The sequence below is a fragment of the Pseudomonas sp. SDO55104_S430 genome, assembly GCF_054070595.1.
Genome location: NZ_JBSVXG010000030.1, coordinates 1 through 25014 on the forward strand (window position 1 = coordinate 1; position 25014 = coordinate 25014).

The 25014-nt window shown below is 61.8% G+C and carries 17 protein-coding genes; 12 read left to right on the forward strand and 5 right to left on the reverse strand.

The annotated features are described in order from the left end of the window. Positions 1–45: 45 nt before the first annotated feature. From msrA to aceE, 5 genes are all read right to left on the reverse strand, one after another. On the reverse strand, positions 46–696 hold the full coding sequence (gene msrA / locus ACW9JE_RS08290) for a peptide-methionine (S)-S-oxide reductase MsrA (RefSeq protein ID WP_457432478.1): 651 nt from the start codon (positions 694–696) through the stop codon (positions 46–48). A 205-nt stretch (positions 697–901) separates the two neighbouring features. Then, on the reverse strand, positions 902–3595 hold the full coding sequence (locus ACW9JE_RS08295) for a sensor domain-containing phosphodiesterase (RefSeq protein ID WP_457432479.1): 2694 nt from the start codon (positions 3593–3595) through the stop codon (positions 902–904). A gap of 260 nt (positions 3596–3855) precedes the next feature. Beyond that, entirely contained in the window at positions 3856–5235 is a 1380-nt protein-coding gene (locus tag ACW9JE_RS08300; protein ID WP_457432480.1) for an alkaline phosphatase D family protein, read from the reverse strand. 239 nt (positions 5236–5474) lie between these two features. Then, on the reverse strand, positions 5475–7436 hold the full coding sequence (gene aceF / locus ACW9JE_RS08305) for a dihydrolipoyllysine-residue acetyltransferase (protein WP_224533841.1): 1962 nt from the start codon (positions 7434–7436) through the stop codon (positions 5475–5477). Between the two features lie 11 nt (positions 7437–7447). Continuing rightward, on the reverse strand, positions 7448–10093 hold the full coding sequence (gene aceE / locus ACW9JE_RS08310; RefSeq protein WP_224533842.1) for a pyruvate dehydrogenase (acetyl-transferring), homodimeric type: 2646 nt from the start codon (positions 10091–10093) through the stop codon (positions 7448–7450). 384 nt (positions 10094–10477) lie between these two features. On the opposite strand from aceE, the gene glnE reads away from it, so the two are divergent. The 12 genes from glnE (at position 10478) to ACW9JE_RS08370 (ending at position 25009) form a co-directional block, all read left to right on the forward strand. Next, positions 10478–13417 carry a bifunctional [glutamate--ammonia ligase]-adenylyl-L-tyrosine phosphorylase/[glutamate--ammonia-ligase] adenylyltransferase gene (glnE, locus tag ACW9JE_RS08315; protein ID WP_457432481.1) on the forward strand — a complete coding sequence of 980 codons (2940 nt, stop codon included), beginning with the start codon at positions 10478–10480 and terminating at the stop codon, positions 13415–13417. Between the two features lie 193 nt (positions 13418–13610). Further along, complete coding sequence (gene waaF, locus ACW9JE_RS08320; RefSeq protein WP_457432482.1) at positions 13611–14645, forward strand: lipopolysaccharide heptosyltransferase II; 1035 nt, start codon at positions 13611–13613, stop codon at positions 14643–14645. 1 nt (position 14646) lies between these two features. Continuing rightward, positions 14647–15708, forward strand: a complete 1062-nt coding sequence (waaC, locus tag ACW9JE_RS08325; protein ID WP_175375400.1) for a lipopolysaccharide heptosyltransferase I — start codon at positions 14647–14649, stop codon at positions 15706–15708. Then, positions 15708–16829, forward strand: coding sequence for a glycosyltransferase family 4 protein (locus tag ACW9JE_RS08330; RefSeq protein ID WP_457432483.1), 1122 nt, complete (start codon positions 15708–15710; stop codon positions 16827–16829). The genes waaC and ACW9JE_RS08330 overlap by 1 nt, the downstream gene beginning before the upstream one ends. Next, a complete protein-coding gene (gene rfaP / locus ACW9JE_RS08335; protein WP_457432484.1) occupies positions 16830–17636 on the forward strand; it encodes a lipopolysaccharide core heptose(I) kinase RfaP in 807 nt (268 codons plus the stop codon). Continuing rightward, positions 17636–18370: a lipopolysaccharide kinase InaA family protein gene (locus tag ACW9JE_RS08340; protein WP_175375403.1), complete on the forward strand. Its 735-nt coding sequence runs from the start codon at positions 17636–17638 to the stop codon at positions 18368–18370. The genes rfaP and ACW9JE_RS08340 overlap by 1 nt, the downstream gene beginning before the upstream one ends. Then, positions 18367–19119, forward strand: a complete 753-nt coding sequence (locus tag ACW9JE_RS08345) for a lipopolysaccharide kinase InaA family protein (protein ID WP_224533847.1) — start codon at positions 18367–18369, stop codon at positions 19117–19119. Before ACW9JE_RS08340 ends, ACW9JE_RS08345 begins: the two co-directional genes overlap by 4 nt. Then, a complete protein-coding gene (locus ACW9JE_RS08350) occupies positions 19119–20570 on the forward strand; it encodes a lipopolysaccharide kinase InaA family protein (RefSeq protein ID WP_457432485.1) in 1452 nt (483 codons plus the stop codon). Before ACW9JE_RS08345 ends, ACW9JE_RS08350 begins: the two co-directional genes overlap by 1 nt. Before the next feature lie 170 nt (positions 20571–20740). Further along, a complete protein-coding gene (locus ACW9JE_RS08355) occupies positions 20741–21076 on the forward strand; it encodes a YceK/YidQ family lipoprotein (RefSeq protein ID WP_457432486.1) in 336 nt (111 codons plus the stop codon). A gap of 165 nt (positions 21077–21241) precedes the next feature. Further along, positions 21242–22999, forward strand: a complete 1758-nt coding sequence (locus tag ACW9JE_RS08360; protein WP_224533850.1) for a carbamoyltransferase family protein — start codon at positions 21242–21244, stop codon at positions 22997–22999. Continuing rightward, a complete protein-coding gene (locus ACW9JE_RS08365; protein WP_457432487.1) occupies positions 22983–24113 on the forward strand; it encodes a glycosyltransferase in 1131 nt (376 codons plus the stop codon). Before ACW9JE_RS08360 ends, ACW9JE_RS08365 begins: the two co-directional genes overlap by 17 nt. After that, positions 24113–25009 carry an antimicrobial resistance protein Mig-14 gene (locus tag ACW9JE_RS08370; RefSeq protein WP_457432488.1) on the forward strand — a complete coding sequence of 299 codons (897 nt, stop codon included), beginning with the start codon at positions 24113–24115 and terminating at the stop codon, positions 25007–25009. The genes ACW9JE_RS08365 and ACW9JE_RS08370 overlap by 1 nt, the downstream gene beginning before the upstream one ends. Positions 25010–25014: the final 5 nt, after the last annotated feature.

The following is a 25014-nucleotide window of genomic DNA, read 5'->3' on the forward strand; positions in this document are numbered from 1 at the left end:
TACGTGTAGGAGCTGCCGCAGGCTGCGATCTTTTGCTTTGGGCGATTAAATCGGGCAGGTCACGCCGGTGCCGCCGATCCCGCAGTAGCCTTCCGGGTTCTTGGCCAGATACTGCTGGTGATAGGTCTCGGCAAAGTACACGGTCGGTGCCTGTTCGACTTCGGTGGTGATTTCACCGAAACCGGACTTGTTCAGTTCGGCCTGGAACGCCTGCTTGCTGGCCAGGGCTTTATCCAGATGCTCAGGGCTGGTGCAGTAGATGGTCGAACGGTACTGGGTGCCGATGTCGTTGCCCTGGCGCATGCCCTGGGTCGGGTTGTGCAGTTCCCAGAACATCTTCAGCAGCTCGTCGTAGCTGACCTTGTCCTTGTCATACACCACCAGCACCACCTCGGCGTGGCCGGTCAGGCCCGAGCAGACTTCTTCGTAGGTCGGGTTCGGGGTAAAGCCGCCGGCGTAACCGACCACGGTGCTCACCACGCCTTCACGCTGCCAGAACTTGCGTTCGGCGCCCCAGAAGCAGCCCAGGCCGAAAATCGCGAAATCGACGTCCTGAAAGAACGGGCCCAGCAGCGGGGTGTCTTCGAAAACGAAGTGTTTCTCGGGCAGAACCATCGGGGTTTCGCGGCCAGGCAGAGCTTGTTCTTTGGTAGGGAGCACGTTTTTGTTCACCAGAATTTCCGAGCGCAGAACCATTATCAGTCCTCAGTCAGGATGGGATTTAAGTAAGCAGGTCGTCAGTGTGCCCAATGCCCGCGAGTTACGCACTACCCATTGTGGGAGCGGGCTTGCTCGCGAAGGCGGTGTGTCAGTCAGCGATGATGTCGACTGATACGACGCTTTCGCGAGCAAGCCCGCTCCCACAGGGTTTGTGCAGTCAGGCAATCAGGCAATCAGGCAATCAGGCAATCGGGCCGCGCGGGTAGCGCTTGAGTTTCTCGATCAGGTCGGCGCCCGGGATCGGCTGGTCGAACAGGTAGCCCTGGCCGACGTCGCAGCGGTGGCGGCGCAGGAAGGACAGCTGCTCGGCGGTCTCGATGCCTTCAGCCACGACCTTGAGTTTCAGGTTGTGGGCCATGGCGATCACCGCGGAGGTGATTTCCATGTCGTCCTGGTTGTCCGGGATTTCGTGGATGAAGCTTCGGTCGATCTTGATGATGTCGATGGGGAATTTTTTCAAGTAACTGAGCGACGAGTAACCGGTGCCGAAGTCGTCCATCGCCAGAGTCAGGCCCAGGCGCTTGAGCTGGTCGAGTTGCAGGTGGGTGTCTTCGGTGGCTTCCAGCAGCAGGCCTTCGGTCAGTTCCAGCTCCAGCAGGTGTGCCGGCAGGGCTTCTTCCTTGAGGATGTTGGTGATCGAGGCGACCAGGTCCGGGTCGGAGAACTGTTTGGGCGACAGGTTGATCGCCACCTGCAGATTGCCTAGCCCGGCGGCGGTCAGCGCCTTGCTCATGCGGCAGGCCTGGCGGGCGATCCATTTGCCGATCGGAATGATCAGGCCGGTTTCCTCGGCGACGCTGATGAACTGGTCCGGGCGGATCATGCCTTTTTCCGGATGATCCCAGCGCAGCAAGGCCTCCATGCCCAGCAGGCGACCGCTGCGCAGGCAGAGCTTGGGCTGATAGAACACGTCCAGCTCGTTCTGGGTCAGGGCGCGGCGCAGGTTGTTCTCGACGAACAGCTTGTAGCTGGCCTCGGCGTTCAACGCTTCGGTGAAGACCTGCACCTGATGTTTGCCGTTGGCCTTGGCCTTGTGCAGCGCCAGACCTGCGTTGCGCATCAGAGTCTGCGGGTCGCGGCCATGCAGCGGCGCGCAGGCCAGGCCCACCGAGCCGGTCACGCTGATCAACTGGTTGTCGACGAACATCGGCTTGTCGAGGGTGGTCAGCAGCTGGCTGGCGATCTGCTGGCCGGTGTGCAGGTCGGTATTGTCCAGCAGCACCGCGAACTCGTTACTGGCGAATCGCGCCAGGCTGCCGCTCGGGCTCAGGCTGTTGCGCAGGCGCCGAGCCAGGCTGATCAGCAACTTGTCGCCGGTCTGGTGGCCGAGGCTGTCGTTGATCCGCTTGAAGTTGTCGATGTCCACCAGCAGCAGGCTGATCGGCGCATCGCTGTCCCGGGCAAAGCGCTCGTCGAGGTTGCGGATGAACGCCGGGCGGTTGCCCAGGTTGGTCAGGTTGTCGGTGTACGCCAGGCGCTCGATACGTTGCTGAGCGAGCTTGGTATGGGTGATGTCTTCGTAGATGCCGATGTAATGGGTCAGTTCGCGGTTATCGCCATAGACCTTGGAGATCGACAACTGGCCCCAGTAGGGTTCGAGGTTCTTGCGGCGGCTCTTGAATTCGCCCTGCCAGCTGTTGCTCTTGGCCAGCGCCGAGGGCGCATCGAACAGCAGCTCGCTGAGGTTTTCCAGGGCCGGCAGCTCAGACAGGCGCTGGCCGTGAACTTCTTCGGTGCTGTACTGGGTGATCGCGGTGAAGCTCGGGTTGACGTATTCCACCACGCCATCGCAATTGACCAGCAGAAAGGCGTTGGCGCTTTGCTCGACCGCACGCTGGAACAGGTGCAGGGCGCTGGTGGCGGTGCGGCGGTTGTGGTTGCTGATGACCTGGGCGAACTGGTCCGCCAGCTCGCCGGCAAAGGCGATTTCATCCGACTGCCAGGCGCGGGTGGCGCCGGTCTGCTCAAGGCACAGCACACCGACCACCTGGCCATCGACGCGGATACTGGCGTCGAGCATGGCGTTGACGTCGCGCGGGCGCAGGGCTTCGGCGATTTCCCGGGTCCGTGGATCGCGCATGGCATTGTGCGCATCGATGGCGCGACCGGTGTGCAGGGCGTCGAGATAGTCGGGAAAGCTGCTCGCGTCGATCGGTTGCGGCAGCACGTATTCCTGGCTGGCGCGGTGGAAGGCCGAGATCGGCACCAGCGTCGAGCCTTCAAGGTTCCACAGGCTGGCGCAGTCGATTTCGTAGATCTCGCAGGCGCTGCGGGTAATCAGTTCGGCCGCTTCTTGCAGGGAGTTGCCGCTGCTATAGCGCTGGCGGGTCAGCAACAGGATCAGATCCTGCTGCGCGCGCACACGGTCCAGATGCTGCAGTTGTTCCTGCTGGGCGCGCTGGTTGAGCTCCAGGGCGATTTGCAGGCGCGAGTTCTGGGTTTCCAGATCGAGGGCGGGCAGCAGCGGGTCATCCTCGAACAGGCCGTCGATGACCAGCAAGTAGCCGCGCAACAGGTGCCGATTGTGCTGTTTGTAGGCTTCGCCCAGCTCCAGCAGGTTCAAGGAGCCGGTGGCGGTGTGCAGGGTGTAGCGGATCAGGTAATGCGAGCCTTCGCTCAGTTGCAACTGAATCGCGTCGTGCAGCTCATAGCGCGCTTCAGGCTCCATCAGGCTGGCGTAGGGCGAGCCGACCAGGGCGCAGAGCTCCACGGCCGGCAAGCCGAACTGTCGTTCGCAATTGGGATCGAGAAACAGCAGCGCCCAGCTTGGTTCATTCAGCCGCTCGAAACGCAGCATGCCGAGCCGCGAGGGCACAGGCAACTGCGTCACTACCTCGGCCACCATTCGGCTGGCGGCATCGGGTTGGCTTTTCATATGAAGGAAAACTCGCTTCGAATTTGCTGAACGCGCCGGGCTTACGCCCTCTTACTGTTGCCTGCGGCAAGGTTGCATCATTGCGCTACCGACTGACAAGAGAGATGAAGGCCAAGTGCTATAAGAATATGTCGGCAGCAGACAAGTTTTCTGCAATTTTTAAACTGTAGGAGCGAGCATGCTCGCGATGGACTCAAAGACACCGCTGGGTGTCAGGCCGCCAGCGTCATCGTTGACGACCATCGCGAGCGTGCTCGCTCCTACAGGGTTAAAGCAATACTGGTCGATTGCAGCAGGGTGCCATCGCGATCATGAAAACGCACATGAATCTGTTCGGTATCGACGATGACGTGGGCGAAATTGTCCTGGCTGATCACGCCGCTGGTGAGTTCATGCCGGTAGTCCCCGGCGGCGGTTCGCACCAGCGGTTGGTCGAGAATGAAGGTGGAGGCCTTGGCATAGGGCAGCAGCCTGCTGTTGCACAGGGGCGAGGAAACGATGGTGTGGACGTCGAAGTCCGGGGCTTCGCTGTGGGTCAGGCGGCTGGTCAATGAGCCGTGGACGTCGCCCGAGACAAAGACCACGTTTTTGATCCTGTGAGTCCGGATGGTTTCCAGCAGTCGCAATCGCTGCTCCGGAAAAGCCTTCCAGGCGTCATCCGGCAGGCTTTTGCGGTCGGGATAGAACATCACGCTGGTGACCACGAATTTGACCCTGGCGGGGCTTTGGACCAGCCAGTCGCGCAATGCCTGTTCCTGCTCGAGATCGAGCATGCGCGGTTCAGGCGATGCCAGGTCGCGTCGAGTGCGACTGTCGGTGACGAACCATTCGATATCGCCATGGCTGAATTGATACCAGTATCGATCCAGCGGTTGCCCGAGGCTTTTCCCCACGCCGGTGGGTCCATGGCTTGCCTGATACAGCTCGTAGGCGCGCATGGCGTTGTCATAGAGGTGCTCGTCGCCCCGGCTCTTGTTGACCGGCCAGTTGTCCTCGATTTCATGGTCGTCGAGGATCATGTAGGTCGGTGTGCCGGACATCAGGGCTGCGATATGCGGCTGGGAAAACGCCGTGCGGTATTTGGCGAGGATGTCCTCGTACTCCCGGTCGGGAGCGATGAAATTCAGATCATCGATGTAAACCTGGTCACCGGTCATCAGCAGGGCGCTGATCGGCGGATTGGCATTTCGGGCCAGCGTGTTGATCGAGGCGAAGATCCGGTCGCCCAACTGTGGAGCCCAGGGCACGCCGGCGGTCATCTGCAAGTAGCGGCACGAGCCGACGATGTAGGCCCGCGGGGAAGTGACATCACTGGATTGCGTGCGAAAGCGGTATAGGGGCTCGGGCCATTGCAGCGGCAATTCGCGCAATGTTTCCAGGCCGAGCGTCGAGCTGAACCAGCCTGCCTGATATTCGTATTCGGCATCGGCGACAAGGCCCTGAAGGTCAATCACTGCAGCCCCGTCATTCGCCTCCGACAGCGGGGTGAAAATCGCTTTGTTCCAGTGTTCCTCACCGGCTCTTCGACAGCGAACAGCGGCGAATGCCTGAGTGCCTTTCTGCCAGCCGCCACGCAGAAACAGGCGGGTTTGGTGCGATGTCGTATGGCCGACGATCGGTCCTACAGTAGGTTTCAACATATTCTTCGATTCCGTGAAGGTTACGTGTGAGTCCTTTCGAATCGAGCCTACTGTTCTGGGCGGGAAAAAAAGCGCGGCAGAGTGCGACGCAGGTTGTGGGGGATATCAGCCACAAACGTAGGAAGGTTTTTCTTGCAGGCAAAAAAAGCCCCGCCAAATTGGCGGGGTTGAGGTACGAGCGTGGCGCTCGGAAACGTGAAACGCAAAAGGCCCTCCGGTGAGGGAGGGCCTTTCGGGAGTTACAGCAAGATGGTGCGGATGTCCGCCAGCAGATCGCTCAGACGCTTGGTGAAGCGTGCAGCAGCGGCGCCGTTGATCACACGGTGATCGTAGGACAGCGACAGAGGCAGCATCAGCTTCGGCTGGAAGGCTTTGCCGTCCCAGACTGGCTGCATGGTTGCCTTGGAAACACCGAGGATCGCCACTTCCGGCGCGTTGACGATCGGCGTGAAGCCGGTGCCGCCAATGTGGCCGAGGCTGGAAATGGTGAAGCAGGCGCCCTGCATCTCGTCCGACGAGAGCTTCTTGGTTCGGGCTTTTTCGGCCAGGGAAGCGGCCTCGGCGGCCAGTTGCAGCAGGCTCTTCTGGTCGACGTTCTTGATGACCGGTACCAGCAGGCCATCCGGAGTGTCGACGGCGAAGCCGATGTTCACGTATTTCTTGCGGATGATCGCCTTGCCGCTTGGTGCCAGCGAGCTGTTGAAGTCCGGCAGTTCCTTGAGCAGGTGCGCGCAGGACTTGAGCAGCAGCGGCAGGATGGTCAGCTTGACGCCGGCCTTCTCTGCGACGGCTTTCTGGGCGTTACGGAACGCTTCGAGTTCGGTGATATCCGCCGAGTCGAATTGCGTCACGTGCGGCACGTTCAGCCAGCTGCGGTGCAGGTTGGCGGCGCCGACCTGCATCAGGCGGGTCATCGGCACTTCTTCGATTTCACCGAAGCGGCTGAAGTCCACGACCGGAATCGGCGGGATGCCTGCGCCACCGGTTGCACCGGCCGCAGCGGCTGGAGCTTCCTTGGCCTTCTGCATCATCGCCTTGACGTAAGCCTGCACGTCTTCCTTGAGGATGCGACCGTGCGGGCCGCTGGCGCCGACAGCGCTCAGCTCGACGCCGAACTCGCGGGCCAGTTGGCGCACGGCTGGGCCGGCGTGAACTTTCGCGCCTGGCTTGGCTGGTGCAGCAACCGGAGCAGCGGCAGGCGCGGCAGCCGGAGCGGCAGCAGGTGCAGCAGCGGCAGCAGGAGCGCTCGCAGCAGCAGCCGGTGCAGGGGCTGCAGCAGGCGCTGCGCCTTTGACTTTCAGCTTGAGGATCAGGTCGCCGGTGCCGACTTCATCGTCGAGCTTGATGGAAACGCTTTCCACCACGCCAGCGGCAGGCGATGGAATCTCCATGCTCGCCTTGTCGGATTCCAGGGTGATCAGCGACTGGTCGGCTTCGACGCTGTCGCCGGCCTTGACCAGCACTTCGATGATCTTGGCCTTGCCCGCCGAACCGATGTCCGGAACGTGGATGTCCTGAACGCTGTCGGCAACCGGAGCTGCCGGTGCGGCGGCCGCAGCTGGCGCCGCGGCTGGTGCAGGGGCTGCAGCCTGGGCTGGCGCGGCAGCGGCAGGCGCCGCGGCACCCGCCACTTCCAGGTCCAGAATCAGGTCGCCGGTGCCGACTTCGTCGTTGAGCTTGACGCTGATGGCCTTGACCACGCCAGCGGCAGGCGACGGGATTTCCATGCTCGCCTTGTCGGATTCCAGGGTGATCAGCGATTGATCAGCCTCGACGGTGTCGCCGACCTTGACCTGGATTTCGATGATCTGGGCCTTGCCCGACGAACCGATGTCCGGCACGTGCACTTGCTGAACCGAAGCGGCTGCTGGGGCAGCGGCTGGCGCGGCGGCAGCAGGTGCGGCGGCCGGAGCCGGCGCAGCTTTGGCCTGCGGAGCAGCGGCAGGCGCAGGAGCCGCAGCTGCGGCGCCCTCGACTTCCAGCTCCAGCAGTTCGTCGCCTTCTTTCAGGCGATCGCCCAGCTTCACTTTCAGGCTCTTGATGATACCGGCCTTCGGCGCAGGCACTTCCATGCTCGCCTTGTCCGATTCCAGGGTCAGGATGCTCTGGTCGGCTTCGATGCGGTCGCCGACCTTCACAAACAGTTCAATTACTTCACCTTCACCGCTGCCGATGTCAGGTACTCGAATGAGTTCGCTCACAGAAACTCTCCTCAGCAGTCCAGTGGGTTGCGTTTTTCCGGGTCGATCCCGAACTTGGCGATGGCTTCGGACACCACCTTAGGTTCGATATCACCACGGTCAGCCAGTGCTTCAAGGGCTGCCAACACCACGAAATGACGGTCGACTTCGAAGAAATGACGCAGTTTCTTGCGGCTGTCGCTGCGGCCGAAACCGTCGGTGCCCAGGACTTTGAATTCCTTGGATGGTACCCACTGACGGATCTGCTCGGCGAACAGTTTCATGTAGTCGGTAGAGGCGATGACCGGACCCTTACGGCCGTTCAGGCACTCTTCAACATAGCTGCGCTGAGGCTTCTGGCCTGGGTGCAGACGGTTGCTGCGCTCTACGGCCAGGCCGTCGCGACGCAGTTCGTTGAAGCTGGTAACGCTCCACACGTCAGCGCCGACGTTGAATTGCTCGCGCAGGATCTTCGCCGCTTCACGGACTTCACGCAGGATGGTGCCGGAGCCCATCAGCTGAACGTGGTGCGCCGCTTCGCGGGTGTCTTCCTCAAGCAGGTACATGCCTTTCTTGATGCCTTCCTCGGCACCGGCCGGCATGGCTGGCTGCTGGTAGGACTCGTTCATCACGGTGATGTAGTAGAAGACGTCCTGTTGCTCTTCGGTCATCTTCTTCATGCCGTCCTGAATGATCACCGCCAGCTCGTAGCCGTAGGTTGGATCGTAGGTGCGGCAGTTCGGGATGGTGGCAGCCAGCAGGTGGCTGTGACCGTCTTCGTGCTGCAGGCCTTCACCGTTGAGGGTGGTACGGCCGGCGGTGCCGCCGATCAGGAAGCCACGGGTACGGCTGTCGCCAGCGGCCCAGGCCAGGTCGCCGATACGCTGGAAGCCGAACATCGAGTAGAAGATGTAGAACGGCAGCATTGGCTGGTTGTGGCTGGAGTACGAAGTACCGGCAGCGATGAAGGAGCTCATGGCGCCTGCTTCGTTGATGCCTTCTTCGAGAATCTGGCCTTTCTTGTCTTCCTTGTAGAACATCACCTGGTCTTTATCGACTGGCTCGTAGAGCTGGCCGACGGACGAGTAGATGCCCAACTGACGGAACATGCCTTCCATACCGAAGGTACGGGCTTCGTCCGGGATGATCGGAACGATGCGCGGGCCGATTTCCTTGTCCTTGACCAGTTGCGCGAGGATCCGCACGAACGCCATGGTGGTGGAAATTTCACGGTCGCCCGAACCGTCCAGGATAGCCTTGAGGGTATCGAGTGGCGGAGTCGGGATGTTGAAGCTTTGCGCGCGGCGCTGAGGCACGAAACCGCCCAGTGCATTGCGACGCTCGCTCAGGTAGCGGGCTTCGGCGCTGTTCGGCTCCGGCTTGAAGAACGGCAGGTTCTCCAGGTCTTCATCCTTGACCGGGATGTCGAAGCGGTCACGGAACAACTTCAGGCTGTCGACGTCGACTTTCTTGGTGTTGTGCGCGGTGTTCTTCGCTTCGCCGGCACCGGTGCCATAACCCTTGATGGTCTTGGCCAGGATGACGGTAGGCTGGTCTTTGTGGTTGACCGCCTGGTGGTAGGCCGCATAGACCTTGTACGGGTCGTGGCCGCCACGGTTGAGTTTCCAGATCTCGTCGTCGGACAGGTCTGCAACCATCGCCTTGAGTTCTGGCGAGTTGAAGAAGTGTTCACGTACGAACGCGCCGTCTTTGGCCTTGTAGTTCTGGTATTCGCCGTCGATGACTTCGTCCATGCGACGTTGCAGGATGCCGTCGACGTCCTTGGCCAGCAGCGGGTCCCAGAAACGGCCCCAGATGACTTTGGATACGTTCCACTGAGCACCGCGGAACACGCCTTCGAGTTCCTGGATGATCTTGCCGTTGCCGCGAACCGGGCCGTCGAGGCGCTGCAGGTTGCAGTTGATGACGAAGATCAGGTTGTCGAGCTTCTCGCGGCCAGCCAGCGAGATCGCGCCCAGGGATTCCGGCTCGTCGCACTCGCCGTCGCCCAGGAAGCACCAGACTTTCTGCTTGCCTTCCGGAATGAAACCACGGGCTTCCAGGTACTTCATAAAGCGTGCCTGGTAAATCGCCTGGATCGGACCCAGACCCATGGATACGGTCGGGAACTGCCAGAAATCAGGCATCAGCCAAGGGTGCGGGTAGGACGACAGGCCCTGACCGTCCACTTCCTGGCGGAAGTTGTTCATCTGGTCTTCGCTGATGCGGCCTTCCATGAACGCACGGGCATAAACGCCTGGGGAGGTGTGGCCCTGGAAGTAGATCAGGTCGCCGCCGTGTTCGTCGGTCGGAGCCTGGAAGAAATAGTTGAAGCCGATGTCATACAGGGTCGCACTGGAAGCGAAGCTGGAGATGTGACCACCCAGGTCAGAATCTTTCAGGTTCGTACGCATTACCATGGCCATCGCGTTCCAACGCACGAGCGAGCGGATGCGGCGTTCCATGAACAGGTCGCCTGGCATGCGTGCTTCGTGGGTAACAGGGATGGTGTTGCGGTAAGGCGTGGTGATGGCGTAAGGCAGTTGCGAGCCGCTGCGGGTCGCGAGTTCGCCCATACGGGTCATCAGATAGTGAGCACGGTCTTCGCCTTCTTTGTCGAGAACCGATTCCAGGGCGTCCAGCCATTCCTGGGTTTCGACGGGATCGAGGTCTTGCATGGCTTGCTCCAGGGCGGAAAGGCTACCAGAATCGGTTGCCTGAGTTAGCGACTGGCCTTGTGGGCAGACGTTATGAATTCTTGGATTGCCGAGAGGTAGGTTCCGGCGGCGTGTAGTTTTACTACAAATCATCGGGCATTTCAGCTATCCGAATGTATATACGAGTAGTAAAACTACAGATGATTGGCTTATAGCCTCCAACTGGGTTGTGAGAATAATCGTTAAGGTTGGTCTTTTTCCAATAAGGAAAGGTGAAACTTTGATGTTGGCTGCCAAAAATAAAGAAATTTCAGCTATTTCTAACTTTTGTTCGACAGTCCTTTTGGTAGTGCATTCGTACAAATCACTACATTTGGCTGATAACTCGCCGATCAAGGATAGACCATGAGCCTTCCTTTGCTTGCCCAGCTCCCCACTGTCCTGCTGCCGTTTGTCACCCGCGCCGAGCAGTCGTTCCGCGCCGCGGTGGAGGCATTGGATGACGATCATGGGCTGTCTGCGTGGACGCCCGAGCGCTGGGGACAATTTGCCCGGGTGACCGCCGCCAGCGACTTCGTGACCGAACAATGTGTGCGTGATCCGGTGATGCTGCTGGAGCTGGTGCGCTCAGGCGAACTGGATCGCGCTTATGCCCCCGGCGAGCTGTGCGCCCAGATCGCCGCCGCGGCGAGCGTCGCCGAAACCGACGATCTGCTGGGCCGTGCCCTGCGCCGGCAGCGCGCGCGTCATCAAGTGCGGATCATCTGGCGTGACCTGACGCGCCAGGCCGATCTGATCCAGACTTGCCGCGATCTTTCCGACATGGCCGATGCCAGCATCGATCAGGCCTATCAATGGTTGTACGCGCGGCATTGCCAGCAATTCGGCGTGCCCACCGGCCACCGCAGCGGCGAGCCGCAGCAGATGGTCGTGCTCGGCATGGGCAAGCTCGGCGCGGTGGAGCTCAATCTGTCGTCCGACATCGATCTGATCTTCGCCTACCCCGAAGGCGGCGAAACCGTGGGGGTGAAACGGGCGCTGGATAACCAGGAGTTCTTCATCCGTCTCGGCCAGCGCCTGATCAAGGCCCTGGACCCGATGACCGTTGACGGTTTCGTGTTCCGCGTCGACATGCGCCTGCGGCCTTATGGCTCGTCCGGCGCGCTGGTCCTGAGTTTCAACGCGCTGGAGCAGTACTACCAGGATCAGGGCCGCGACTGGGAACGCTACGCGATGATCAAGTCGCGGGTGGTCGCTGGCGATCAGGTGGCTGGCGCGCAACTGCAAGAGATGTTGCGGCCCTTCGTTTACCGGCGTTACCTGGACTTCTCCGCCATCGAAGCGCTGCGCACCATGAAGCAGCTGATCCAGCAGGAAGTGCGGCGCAAGGGCATGGCCGACAACATCAAGCTGGGCTCCGGCGGCATCCGCGAGGTGGAGTTCATCGCCCAGGCCTTCCAGCTGATACACGGCGGTCGTGATCTGAGCCTGCAGCAGCGTCCTCTATTGAAAGTGCTGAGCACTCTGGAAGGTCAGGGCTACCTGCCGCCGGCGGTGGTCAGCGAGCTGCGCGAAGGCTATGAATTTTTGCGTTACACCGAACATGCGATCCAGGCGATTGCCGACCGCCAAACCCAGATGCTGCCGGTTGGCGCTGAGGATCAGGCGCGTATTGCCTTTATGCTGGGCTTCGACGACTGGGCGTCCTTCCATGAAAAACTGATGTTCTGGCGCGGTCGTATCGCCTGGCACTTCGCCCAGGTCATTGCCGATCCTGATGAAGAGCAAGGCGCTGAAAGCGAAGTGGTGGTCGGCGGTGAATGGCTGCCGTTGTGGGAAGAAGCTCAGGATGAAGAAGCGGCCTGCCGGCAATTGCAGGAAGGCGGTTTCACCGACGCGCCGAAAGCCCTGAGGGCACTGGCCGGCCTGCGCAGCAGCCCGCAGTTGCGCGCGATGCAGCGTCTGGGGCGCGAGCGTCTCGATGCCTTTATTCCACGTTTGTTGGCGCAGGCGGTGGAACACGCCAACCCGGATCTGGTGCTGGAGCGGGTGCTGCCACTGGTGGAAGCCGTGGCGCGTCGTTCGGCTTATCTGGTGTTGCTGACCGAAAACCCGGGTGCGCTGCGCCGCCTGCTGACCTTGTGCGCGGCCAGCCCGTGGATCGCCGAACAGATCACTCGTTTCCCGCTGCTGCTTGATGAGCTGCTTAACGAAGGACGGCTGTTCAAGCCGCCGCTGGCGCCGGAGTTGGCCGCCGAGTTGCGCGAACGCCTGACGCGGATTCCCGAGGACGACCTCGAACAGCAGATGGAAGCGCTGCGCCATTTCAAGCTGGCGCACCGCCTGCGGGTTGCCGCATCGGAAATCGCCGGGCACCTGCCGCTGATGAAAGTCAGCGACTACCTGACCTGGCTCGCCGAGGCGATTCTGGAGCAAGTGCTGGCCCTGGCCTGGCGCCAGACCGTGGCCAAGTACGGCACGCCGCTGCGCACCGACGGCACCTTGTGCGATCCCGGCTTCATCATTGTCGGTTATGGGAAAGTCGGCGGCCTGGAACTGGGGCATGGTTCGGACCTGGATCTGGTGTTCATCCATGATGGCGACCCGCAGGCGGAAACCGACGGGCCGAAATCCATCGATGGCGCGCAATTTTTCACCCGTCTTGGGCAGCGAATCATTCATTTGCTAACGGCACAGACCAATTCCGGGCAATTGTATGAAGTGGACATGCGCCTGCGGCCGTCCGGTGCGGCGGGGTTGCTGGTGAGTTCGCTGGGGGCGTTTTCCCGTTATCAGGAGGGCGAAGCCTGGACCTGGGAGCATCAGGCGCTGGTGCGGGCGCGGGTGCTGGTGGGCAGCGAAGATGTGGGGCGTGCGTTCGAGCAGGTGCGGGCGGCGATCCTGGGCAAGGCGCGGGATCTGTCGAAGCTGCGCCAGGAAGTCAGCGAGATGCGCGCCAAGATGCGCGATAACCTGGGCAGCAAGAGCACGGCGGCCGGCACCGGGGCAAATGCCTTTGAGGCCACGGCGCCGTTCGATCTCAAGCAGGATGCCGGTGGTATCGTCGATATTGAATTTATGGTGCAATACGCGGCTCTGGCGTGGTCGGAAACACATCCGCCATTGCTGCGCTGGACCGACAATATCCGCATTCTGGAAGAGCTGGAACACGAAGGGCTGATGCCCGCCGAAGATGCCAGCCTGCTGCGCGAAGCCTATAAAGCTTACCGCTCCGCCGCTCACCGACAGGCCTTGCAGAAGGATCCGGGAGTGATACCGGGCGATCAGTTTGCGGACGAACGGCGACAGGTCATGCGGATCTGGCGAGAGCTGGGGCTAAGCTGAACGGGGTATCGGCTACACCCGAACCCCTGTGTGGGAGCGAGCCTGCTCGCGATGAGGACGTCACATCCAGCCTATATGCTGACTGTCACGCCGCTATCGCGAGCAGGCTCGCTCCCACAGTAGATCTGCAGTGTTTTGTAGAATTATCGAGGCGGGGAGGCGTATGCCTCCCCGGTTCGTTTATGGAAGCCACATGAATATTCTGATCGTTGGGCCCAGTTGGGTCGGTGACATGGTGATGGCGCAGACACTGTTTCAGTGCCTCAAACAGCGCCACCCGCAATGCGAAATCGACGTGCTGGCCCCCGAGTGGAGCCGGCCGATTCTTGAGCGCATGCCCGAAGTCCGCCAGGCCTTGAGCTTTCCGCTCGGCCACGGCGCGCTGGAGCTGGCGACGCGTCGGCGCATCGGCAAATCCCTGGCCGGCCAGTACGACCAGGCGATCCTCCTGCCCAACTCCCTGAAGTCGGCGCTGGTGCCGTTCTTCGCCGGCATCCCCAAGCGCACCGGTTGGCGTGGCGAGTTCCGCTACGGCCTGCTCAACGATGTGCGCACGCTGGACAAAGAACGTTACCCGCTGATGATCGAGCGTTTCATGGCCTTGGCCTACGAGCCGGGCGCGGAGCTGCCCAAGCCTTATCCTCGCCCGAGTTTGCAGATCGACCCGGTGACCCGCGAAGCGACACTGGCCAAATTCGGCCTGGAACTCGACCGTCCGGTGCTGGCGCTGTGTCCCGGTGCCGAGTTCGGCGAGGCCAAGCGCTGGCCGTCCGAGCATTACGCCAAGGTCGCCGAGGCGAAGATCCGCGAAGGCTGGCAAGTCTGGCTGTTCGGCTCGAAAAACGATCATGCGGTGGGCGAAGACATCCGCTCGCGGCTGATCCCCGGGCTGCGTGAAGAATCGATGAACCTCAGTGGCGGCACCTCCCTGGCCGAGGCGATCGACCTGCTGTCCTGCGCCGATTCGGTGGTGTCCAACGATTCGGGCCTGATGCACGTCGCCGCCGCATTGAATCGCCCGCTGGTGGCGATCTACGGTTCGACATCGCCGGGCTTCACGCCGCCGCTGGCCGAGCAGGTGGAGATCGTGCGCCTGGGCATCGAATGCAGCCCGTGCTTCGATCGCACGTGCCGCTTCGGTCATTACAACTGCCTGCGCCAATTGATGCCGCAAGCGGTGAACGAAGCCTTGCAGCGGTTGCAGGGCACTGTGGTCGAGGTTCAATAGTTTGCGGGTACTGCTGATCAAGACTTCATCGCTGGGCGACGTGATTCACGCGTTGCCGGCGTTGACCGACGCGGCGCGGGCGATTCCCGGCATCACCTTCGACTGGGTGGTGGAAGAAGGTTTCGCCGAAATTCCCACCTGGCATCCGGCCGTTGGCAAGGTGATCCCGGTGGCGATCCGCCGCTGGCGCAAGAACATCTGGCAAACCATCAAGAGCGGCGAGTGGAAGCGCTTCAAGCAAAGTCTGCGCGCCACGAAATACGATCTGGTCATCGATGCCCAAGGCCTTTTGAAAAGCGCCCTGCTGACGCGCTACGTCAAAGCCCCGGTCGCCGGGCTCGACAAGGATTCCGCCCGCGAGCCGATCGCCGCGCGCTTCTATTCCCGTCGCCTGGCCGTGGCCCGTGGGCAGCATGCGGTGGAGCGGGTGCGCCAACTGTTCGCCGTGGCCCTGGGTTACGACTTGCCCAAAGGCCTGGGCGACTACGGCCTGAACGTCGAGCGCCTGGTGGAATTGCCGCGCAAGAACCCGTACGTGCTGTTCCTGCACGGCACCACCTGGGACACCAAGCACTGGCCCGAAGCCTATTGGCGCGAACTGGCCGAGCGTGTCGGTTACCTGGGGGTCGGGGTGAAGCTGCCTTGGGGCAATGCGGTCGAGAAGGCCCGTGCCGAACGCATCGCCAAGGACATGAAGCACGTTGAAGTGCTACCCAAGCTGAATCTGGCCGGTGTCGGCAAGGTGCTGGCCGGCGCTCAGGCCTGCGTGGCGGTGGATACCGGCCTCGGCCATCTGGCCGCGGCGCTGGACGTGCCGACCCTGTCGCTGTTCGGCCCGACCAACCCCGGGCTGACCGGTGCCTACGGCAAGTCGCAGATCCATCTGGCCAGCGATTTCCCTTGCGCGCCCTGCATGTCGAAGAAATGCACCTATCAACCGACGGCCGAAGACGCCCGCCGGTTCGACCTCAAACGCGAGTGGCCGTTGTGCTTCACCCGCGTGAATCCCGAACGCGTCGCCAGCCGGCTGAGCACGTTGTTACTCACCGAGGAGCTGCGCTGATGCAATTGGCATTTGTCCTTTACAAGTATTTTCCCTTCGGCGGTTTGCAGCGTGACTTCATGCGCATTGCCCTGGAGTGCCAGAAGCGCGGCCACCAGATTCGCGTATACACGCTGATCTGGGAAGGCGATGTGCCGCCGGGCTTCGAAGTGCTGGTGGCGCCGGTCAAGGCATTCTTCAATCATCGGCGCAATGAAAAACTCAGCGAATGGATGGAGGCGGACCTGGCCAAGCGCCCGGTGGACCGCCTGATCGGCTTCAACAAGATGCCGGGGCTGGACGTCTACTACGCCGCCGACGGCTGTTTCGAAGACAAGGCGCAGAACCTGCGCAACTCGCTGTACCGTCGCTGGGGCCGCTATCGCCACTTCGCCGAGTACGAGCGGGCGGTGTTCGCCAAAGACGCCAAGACCGAAGTGCTGATGATTTCCGAAGTGCAGCAGCCGCTGTTCATCAAGCATTACGACACACCGCTCAAGCGCTTCCACCTGCTGCCGCCGGGCATCGCCCAAGACCGCCGCCGGCCTGCGGATGCCGAGCAGATTCGCGCCGGCTTTCGCGCCGAATTCAACCTCAAGGACGACGAACTGCTGTTGGTGCAGATCGGCTCCGGGTTCAAGACCAAGGGCGTGGATCGCAGTCTGAAGGCGCTGGCGGCGTTGCCCGCCGATCTGAAGAAACGCACCCGGCTATTTGTAATCGGCCAGGATGACCCCAAATTGTTCCAGATGCAGAGCGCCACACTGGGCCTGGGCGATAACGTGACCTTCCTCAAGGGGCGTAGCGATATCCCGCGTTTCCTGCTTGGCGCCGATCTGTTGATCCACCCGGCTTACAACGAAAACACCGGCACCGTGCTGCTTGAAGCGCTGGTGGCCGGTCTGCCGGTGCTGGTCAGCGCGGTCTGCGGTTACGCCCATTACATTGCCGAGGCCGATGCCGGCCTGGTGCTGGACGAGCCGTTCGATCAGGGGCAGTTGACCCAATACCTGACCGGCATGTTGAACGACGATCAAGCACGGGCGGCCTGGAGCCGCAACGGTCTGGCCTTTGCCGAAACGGCCGACCTCTACAGCATGCCGCAGCACGCGGCCGATGTGATTCTGGCGGAGCACGCTTAAATGAAGTTGATGCTGGCTGAACCGTTCAAGAGCCTTTGGGCCGGACGCGATGCGTTCACCGAAGTCGAAGGCTTGCAGGGCGAGGTTTACCGCGAACTGGAAGCGCGCCGGACCCTGCGCACCGAAGTGGACGGCAATGGTTTTTTCGTGAAAATCCACCGTGGCATCGGTTGGGGCGAGATCTTCAAGAACCTGCTGACCGCCAAGTTGCCGGTGCTCGGCGCAGGCCAGGAATGGAAAGCCATCCAGCGCCTGCAGGAAGTCGGTGTGCCGACCATGACCGCCGTGGCTTACGGCGAGAAGGGCAGCAATCCGGCGGACCAGCATTCGTTCATCGTCACCGAAGAGCTGGCGCCGACCGTCAGCCTTGAAGACTTCAGCATCAACTGGCTCAAGCAGCCGCCGGAGCCGAGGCTCAAACGCGCGCTGATCGCCGAAGTGGCGCGCATGACCGGCATGATGCACCGCGCCGGGGTCAACCATCGTGACTGCTACATCTGCCATTTCCTGCTGCACACCGACAAACCGGTGACGGCAGACGATTTCAAACTCTCGGTGATCGACCTGCACCGCGCCCAGACACGCCCGGCCATTACCTCGCGCTGGCGCAACAAGGATCTGGCGGCGCTGTACTTTTCGGCCCTGGATATCGGCCTGACCCGTCGCGACAAACTGCGCTTTCTCAAGGGCTACTTCCAGCGGCCGCTGCGGCAGATCCTCAGTGAAGAAGCCGGTTTGCTGAGCTGGCTCGAAGGCAAGGCCGACAAGCTTTACGACCGCAAGCAGCGCTACGGGGATGCGCTCTGATGGCGGGTTGGACACTGGAGCCGGCCTACAGCGATCTGGCAGAAGATTTCGGCAGCCTCGATGCGGTGTTTGCGCTGCAGGGCGAGCGCCTGACCCGCGACCCGCTGTCCGAGGTCATCCGCGTGCAGCGCAACGGCGTCAACTATTACGTCAAGCGCTACTCGGGGGCCGGCAAGGGCTTGCGTCGTTATCTGGGCAAACCCCGGGTAAAAATGGAATGGCAGAACCTCAAGCGCTTCGCCAAGTGGGGCATTCCCACGGCCGAGGTGGTGGCCTGGGGTCTGGAGCGGCGCGGGGCGGCCTATGATCGCGGGGCGATGATCACCCGCGAGCTGCCGCATACCGAGGATCTGTCCGCGCTGGCCGAGCGGCACGACCCGAAACTGGCGGATCGCGCCTGGGTCGACCAGGTCAGCCGTCAGTTGGCCAGCCACACCCGGACCATGCACGAGCATCGTTTTACCCATAACGATCTGAAGTGGCGCAACCTGCTGATCGACGATCAGGCCAAACTGTTCCTGATCGATTGCCCCAACGGTGATTTCTGGAGCGGTTTCTGGCTCAAGTACCGCATCACCAAGGACCTGGCCTGCCTGGACAAGGTCGCCAAGTATCAATTGTCGGCCACCCAGCGCCTGCGCTTTTACCTGCAATACCGCCAACGGGACCGGCTCAACGACGCCGACAAGAAACGGATCCGGCACGTGGTGAGATTTTTCGAGGGACGCGAATGACTGATTTTCTGGCTGCCGAAGACCGTGCGCTGCTCGAGCGCCACGGCTTGGGCACTTTCGACGCACTCTGGGCCCGGCAACTCGACGCCGTGGATGAACCCAACACCATTCGTGGTGGCTGGAGCAGCGTGTTTCGACTGGATCTGGAGGGTCAGGGCTTCTACCTCAAGCGTCAGAGCAACTACATGATGCACACGTTGCACGCGCCCTTTGGCGAGCCGAGCTTCGCCCGTGAATTCCGCAACATCAGCCGCTATGAAAAACTCGGTATTCCGGCGCTGAAAGCGGCGTTCTTTGGTGAACGCAAGGTCGACGGCGAAGTCCGGGCGATTCTGCTGACCCGCGCCCTGGACGGCTGGGATGACCTGGATTCGCTGCTGCAGCGCTGGTCTGACCTGGGCGAGGCGCAACATGTCGCGATTCTTCAAGCCTGTGGAAAACTGGCGCGGCGCCTGCACGGCGTGCGTCAGGTGCACGGCTGCTTTTACCCCAAGCATATTTTCCTCTGCGCCACCGGTGACGGCTACCAGGCGCAGTTGATCGATCTGGAAAAGACCCGGCCGCTGCTGTTAGGTCAACGTGATCGGGTCAAGGATCTGGAGCCGCTGTTGCGCCGGGCGCCGGAGTGGAGTGACGCGCAGTTGCGCATTCTGCTGGGCGCCTATCTGGACCAGCCTCAAAACAGCACGCTGATCGACAGCTGGCTGACGCGCCTGACCGCGCGACGCAGCCATAAGGAGAAGCGCTGATGCGTTTGTCCGAACTGAAAAATGCCGGTCGCAGCCCGACCTTGCCGCTGAGTGTTTCGTTGGCCGATGCCGCCGGTCCCGCGGACTTGCAGCTGCTGAGTCTGTTGCGGGTTTTGCCGGGGCAGCGCTACGTCGGCGCTGGCATCTGGCGCGGTCGTCCGGTGCTGGCCAAGTTGCTGGTCGGCGGCAAGGCGGCGCGGCATTTCCAGCGTGAGCTGGACGGTGTGCGCCTGCTGGCGGCGCAAGGCTTGACCACGCCACTGCTGTTGGCCGACGGACTCAAGGACGGCGAGGGCGGCTGGTTGCTGTTCGAGTTTCTCGAAGAGTCCGCGAGCCTGGGCGATGCCTGGAAGCAGGTCGAACACCTGCCGGCGCTGGCCGATGAACAATCGGCGGTGCTGGCCGAAGCCCTGGGCGCGATCGGGCAGATGCACCGCAAAGGCCTGTGGCAGGAAGATCTGCACCTGGACAACCTGCTGCGCCAGGGCAGTCGCCTGTATTTGATCGACGGCGCCGGGATTCGCGCCGAAACCCCGGGCCAGCCGCTGTCGCGGCAGAAAGTCCTGGAAAACCTCGGGGTGTTTTTCGCCCAGTTGCCCCAGGCGCTGGAGCCGTTCACCGAAGAGTTGCTGGTGTACTACCTGCTGAGCAACGGCGAGCATGCCTTGCCGATGGAAGCCTTGCAGAAGCAGATCGACAAGGTGCGCAGCTGGCGCCTCAAGGATTACCTGATCAAGGTCGGGCGCGAGTGCACGCTGTTCAGCGTCCAGCGCGGTGCGTTCGGCTTGCGCGCGATCCGGCGTGAAGAAGAGGCTTCGATGCTGCCGGTTCTGGATCGGGCCGATGCGTTGCTCGATCAAGGTCACCTTTATAAAACCGGTGGCGCGGCGAGCGTCGGCAAGGTCGAGGTAGATGGCCGCACGCTGGTGATCAAGCGCTACAACATCAAAGGTTTTGCCCACTGGCTCAAGCGCTTCTGGCGTCCGAGTCGCGCCTGGCGCTCGTGGCACGAAGGCAATCGCCTGGCGTTTCTCGGCATTGCCACGCCCAAACCCCTGGCGCTGCTGGAAAAGCGTTTTCTCTGGCTGCGCGGTCGGGCTTACCTGATCACCGAGCATCTGGCGGGGCCGGACATCATCGAGCGCTTTGCGCCTTACGTGGAAAGCGGCGATGCCCCCGAGGCGGAACTGGCGGCGCTGGACCGGTTGTTCGCCGAACTGATTCGCCTGCGCATCAGCCATGGCGACTTCAAGGGGCACAACCTGTTCTGGCAGGAGGATCGCTGGGCGCTGATCGATCTGGATTCGATGTGTCAGCATCGCTCTCTCGGCAACTTTGCTCCGGCTTATGCCAAGGATCGTGCGCGGTTCATGCGTAACTGGCCTGAGAGCAGTGCTCTGCATCAGGTGATTGATCAGCGGTTGCCCAAGGATATTTCCGGCGCTGCTTGAGCCCTATCGCGAGCAGGCTCGCTCCCACATTGGATTTGTGTTTCGCAGCAATTCCATTGTGGGCTTGCCCGCGATGAGGCCAGAATGGTCCTACACAATCTTGGGAAACCATGAACTGTGGCCTGACCAACCGCGATGCTAGCTTGGCTGTCCTTCATGGAGGACAGACCTTGACCATCAAAATGGCCGTCGCAGCAGGCGTCATCTCGCTGGCTTTGACCGGATGCGGCACCTTCGCAACGGTGTTTCAGGACGAAGCCGAAGCAGCTCAGGGGCTGCGCAAGCAAAAAACCTATTGCCAGTCCATTCCCAGGACCTACAGCGGCCTGGCCTACGATTTCTGCGTATTGAACGCGCCGCCCGACCCTACGGGCATGTTTCTTCCCTTCATTCTGGCCGACATGGCCCTCTCCGGCGCCCTGGACACCGTGGCCTTGCCCTACACCCTCTACCGCCAAACCACCGACGGCAACATCTCCATTTACTGGCGCCCATCCCCTGGATGAGCCTCTCAAAGACACCACCCAAAACCCTTGCAGCTCGCAGCTAGCGGCTTGCAACTGCTTTTAAGCTATAATCCCGCCCTTTAGCTGCCCCACGCTCCCGGCGAGGGCAGATCATTTTTGAGGCGCTTCGGCGCCTGACATGCAGACTAAAGAGGCTAGACCCCTGTGGCATTGACGATTCTTGGCCTGTCCGGCGCCCTTAGCCATGATCCTTCAGCAGCCTTGTACATCGACGGCAAGCTGGTCGCGGCGGCTGAAGAAGAGCGCTTCGTACGCGATAAACATGCAAAGAACCGCATGCCCTACGAATCGGCGAAGTTCTGCCTGGAACAGGCCGGCATCAAGCCTTCGGACGTTGATGTGGTGGCGATTCCGTTCGCCCCGATCAGTCTTTTCGGCAAGGCCCGCTGGCACTACGCAAAACGTTACTGGTACGCCCCGGACCGCGCCCTCGACGCGATCCTGATGGGCAACCGTCGCTACAAGCGCTATCGCAACAAGATCGTCTGGTGCCTGGAGCAACTGGGCTTCGATCCGAAGAAAATCAAGATCGAGCCGGTCGAACACCACTTGGCCCACGCCTCCAGCGCCTACCACTGCTCCGGTTTCAAAGAGAAAACCGCGATCCTCGGTATCGACGGCAAGGGCGAGTACGCCACGACCTTCTTCGGCTACGGTCAGAACGGCAAGATCCACAAGATCAAGGAATTCTTCGATCCGGACTCCCTGGGCGGCCTGTATGGCGCGATCACCGAGTTCCTCGGTTTCGAAATGCTCGACGGCGAGTTCAAGGTCATGGGCATGGCGCCGTACGGCGACGCCAGCAAATACGATTTCTCGCGCCTGGCCTCGTTCGAGAACGGCGAACTGGTGATCAACACCGAATACGCCAACGTGATCGGCCTGCGTCGCTATAAAGAGAAGGGCAAGGGTTTCTACTTCTCGCCGAAACTCATCGAGTGGCTGGGTCCGAAGCGCGAAGGCGACATCGCCGACGAGCCTTACATCCACTACGCCGCGAGCATGCAAGCGCTGTTCGAGAAACTGGCGTTGCAGATGATCGACCACTACCTGGGTGACGTACTCAAGGAAACCGGCAAGCTGGCCTTCGCCGGCGGCTGCGCCTTGAACGTCAAGCTGAACCAGAAAATCATCGCCCGCGACGACGTCAAGGAACTGTTCGTGCAGCCTGCGTCCGGCGACGCCGGTACCGCGGTGGGTGCTGCGGCCTATGTGTCCCACGCCCGTGGCGTGCCGGTCGAGAAGATGGAACACGTCTACCTCGGCCCGTCGTACAGCAACGAAGACGTGATCGCCGCCTGCGCCCGCCACGAGAACAAGCCGACCTGGCGCAAGCTCGACAACATGCCGGAGCAGATCGCCAAAATCATGGTCGACGGCAACCCGGTGGCCTGGTTCCAGGGCCGCATGGAGTTCGGTCCGCGCGCACTGGGCGGTCGTTCGATCATCGGTTGCCCGAGCGTGGCCGGCGTGGCCGACCGCATCAACCATCAGATCAAGTTCCGCGAGCGCTGGAGGCCTTTCTGCCCGTCGATGCTCGACACCGTCGCGCCGCAGATGATCAAGATCGACCACCCGGCGCCTTTCATGACCTTCACTTTCGAAGTGGCGGAAGAGTGGAAGACCCGCGTACCGGAAGTCGTTCACGAAGACGGCACCTCCCGCGCCCAGGTGCTCAAGCGCGAATACAATCCGCGCTACTACGACATGATGAAGGCGCTCGAGAACCTGACCGGCAACGGCGTGTCTCTGAACACCTCGCTCAACCGTCGTGGCGAACCGATGATCTGCTCGCCGACCGACGCCCTGAACATGTTCTTCGGCTCCGATCTGCAGTACCTGATCATGGAAGACATCCTGGTGGTCAAAGAGGGCGCGAACGCCTATGACACGCTCGGCTGAACGCCATGTGCTGCAGTTCTGCCACGGCTATGACGGGCCGTTCCTGGACTGCGCCCGGCAGTACGCCAGCCTGTTCGCGGGGACCGGCTATCGCGTGACCACGGTGTTTCTCACCGGGGTCGCCGATGCCGAAGTCGCCGCGGGTTGCGCCTCCGACGAAGTGTTGTTCATGGAATACAGCTCCAAGGCCATTCGTGGCCTGAAGCTGGGTGCCATCGGCGATCTGCGCAAGATCGCCGCCTCACGCAATTTCAGTTTCTGCATCGCCCATCGCTTCAAGCCGATCTACATCGCCTTGCTCGGCACTTCGCTGCCGGTGATTGGCGTGCACCACGCGTTTGACGATTACAAACGCGGTTCGCGCAAACTGTTCGCCCACATTTTCCGCAAGCGCCTGAGCCTGCTCGGTGTCTCCGATGCCGTGCGCGACGACATGCGCCGTTGCCTGCCGAAGTGGCCGGCGACGCGAATCCAGACGCTGTACAACCGTATCGACGTGCCGGCATTGCAGCAAAGCCAGGTATCGGCTGACGAAGCCCGGGAATCCCTCGGCCTGGCCAGCGACGCCTGGATTGTCGGCAATGTCGGACGCCTGCATCCGGACAAGGATCAGGCCACGCTGCTGGACGGTTTTGCCCAGGCATTGCCGGGCCTGTCGGCCAACAGTCAGCTGGTGATTCTCGGCAAAGGCCGACTGGAAGAGGACCTCAAGGCCCAGGCTCGCGAGCTGGGCATTGGCGACCGCGTGCTGTTCCTCGGTCAGGTGCCCGATGCGCGACGCTACTTCCGTGCCTTCGACGTGTTTGCCCTGAGCTCCGACCACGAGCCGTTCGGCATGGTGCTGCTCGAAGCCATGGCCGCCGGCGTGCCGTTGCTGGCCACCGCGTGCGGTGGGGCGAAGGAAGTGGTCGAAGGCGTCGGCATTCTGTTCCCGCTGGGGGACGCCGAACATCTGGCCCAGGGGCTGCAACATCTGGCCGCGATGGACGCCCGGCAACGTCAGCAATGCGCCGAGCTGATGCTCGATCGCCTGCACGAGCGTTTCTCCGACCGCGCGGTTCGCGATGCTTTCTGGCATCTGCCGCACGTTATCGAACTGGCACCGAGGGGCTGATGCTCAACCGATTTCAAGGCTGGCGCGAACGCGGCTGGTCCGTAACTGATGCCTCGACCTACGCCGAAACCTGGCAGCGTTATGGCGGCAGCGTCGCGACTCACCCGCTCGTGGTCGAGCGACTGGCGCAGTTGGCCGGCATCCCCGTCCGCTATCTGGTCTGGGAACAGGGCGGCGACATCAAGGCGGCAATCCCAACCTGGGGCCGCGATCTGGCGCTGTCCAAGGACGTGCTCAAACGCAACGGCAAAAAGGGCCTGTTCGATCTGGGCAATGCCGAGATCATCCTGCCCGCCGCCGAAAATGCCCAGGCGCCGTTGCGCCATCGTGGTCGTTACCTGTCGGCGTTGAACGAAAACCGCTTCAGCGGCATTAAGTTGCAAGCCGAGCAACTGGCCATGGCGCGCACGCCGGAAGAACTGTCGAAGAAGTTTCGCTACAACCAGCGCCGCGAGCTGAGGTTGCTGGAAGAGGCGGGGGGCGTGGTTCGACCGGTCTCCGATTTCTCCGCTGCCGAACTGGCGGCGATCTACTGCGATCTGTTCCAGCGCCGCTGGGGCTTCCCGGCCACGGGCGCTGCGCGCATGGCCGACGTCGTCGAGTTGTTGCGCGAACTGCTGATCGGCTCTGTGATTTTCCTCAACGATGCACCGATCGCGATCCAGCTGGTGTACCGCGTCGAGGCACCGCAGTGGATCAGCGTCGAATACATCAATGGCGGCGTCGACCCTGAAACCCGCGAGTTCAGCCCCGGCAGCGTGCTGAGTTTCCTCAACACCCAAAGTGCCTGGGAACATGCCCGGGCCCTGGACAAACCCTTGCGCTTCTCCTTCGGCCGCGCCGATCGCGAATACAAGGACCGTTGGTGCAATCCCGTGCCGGTCTACACCGTATGAGTCAG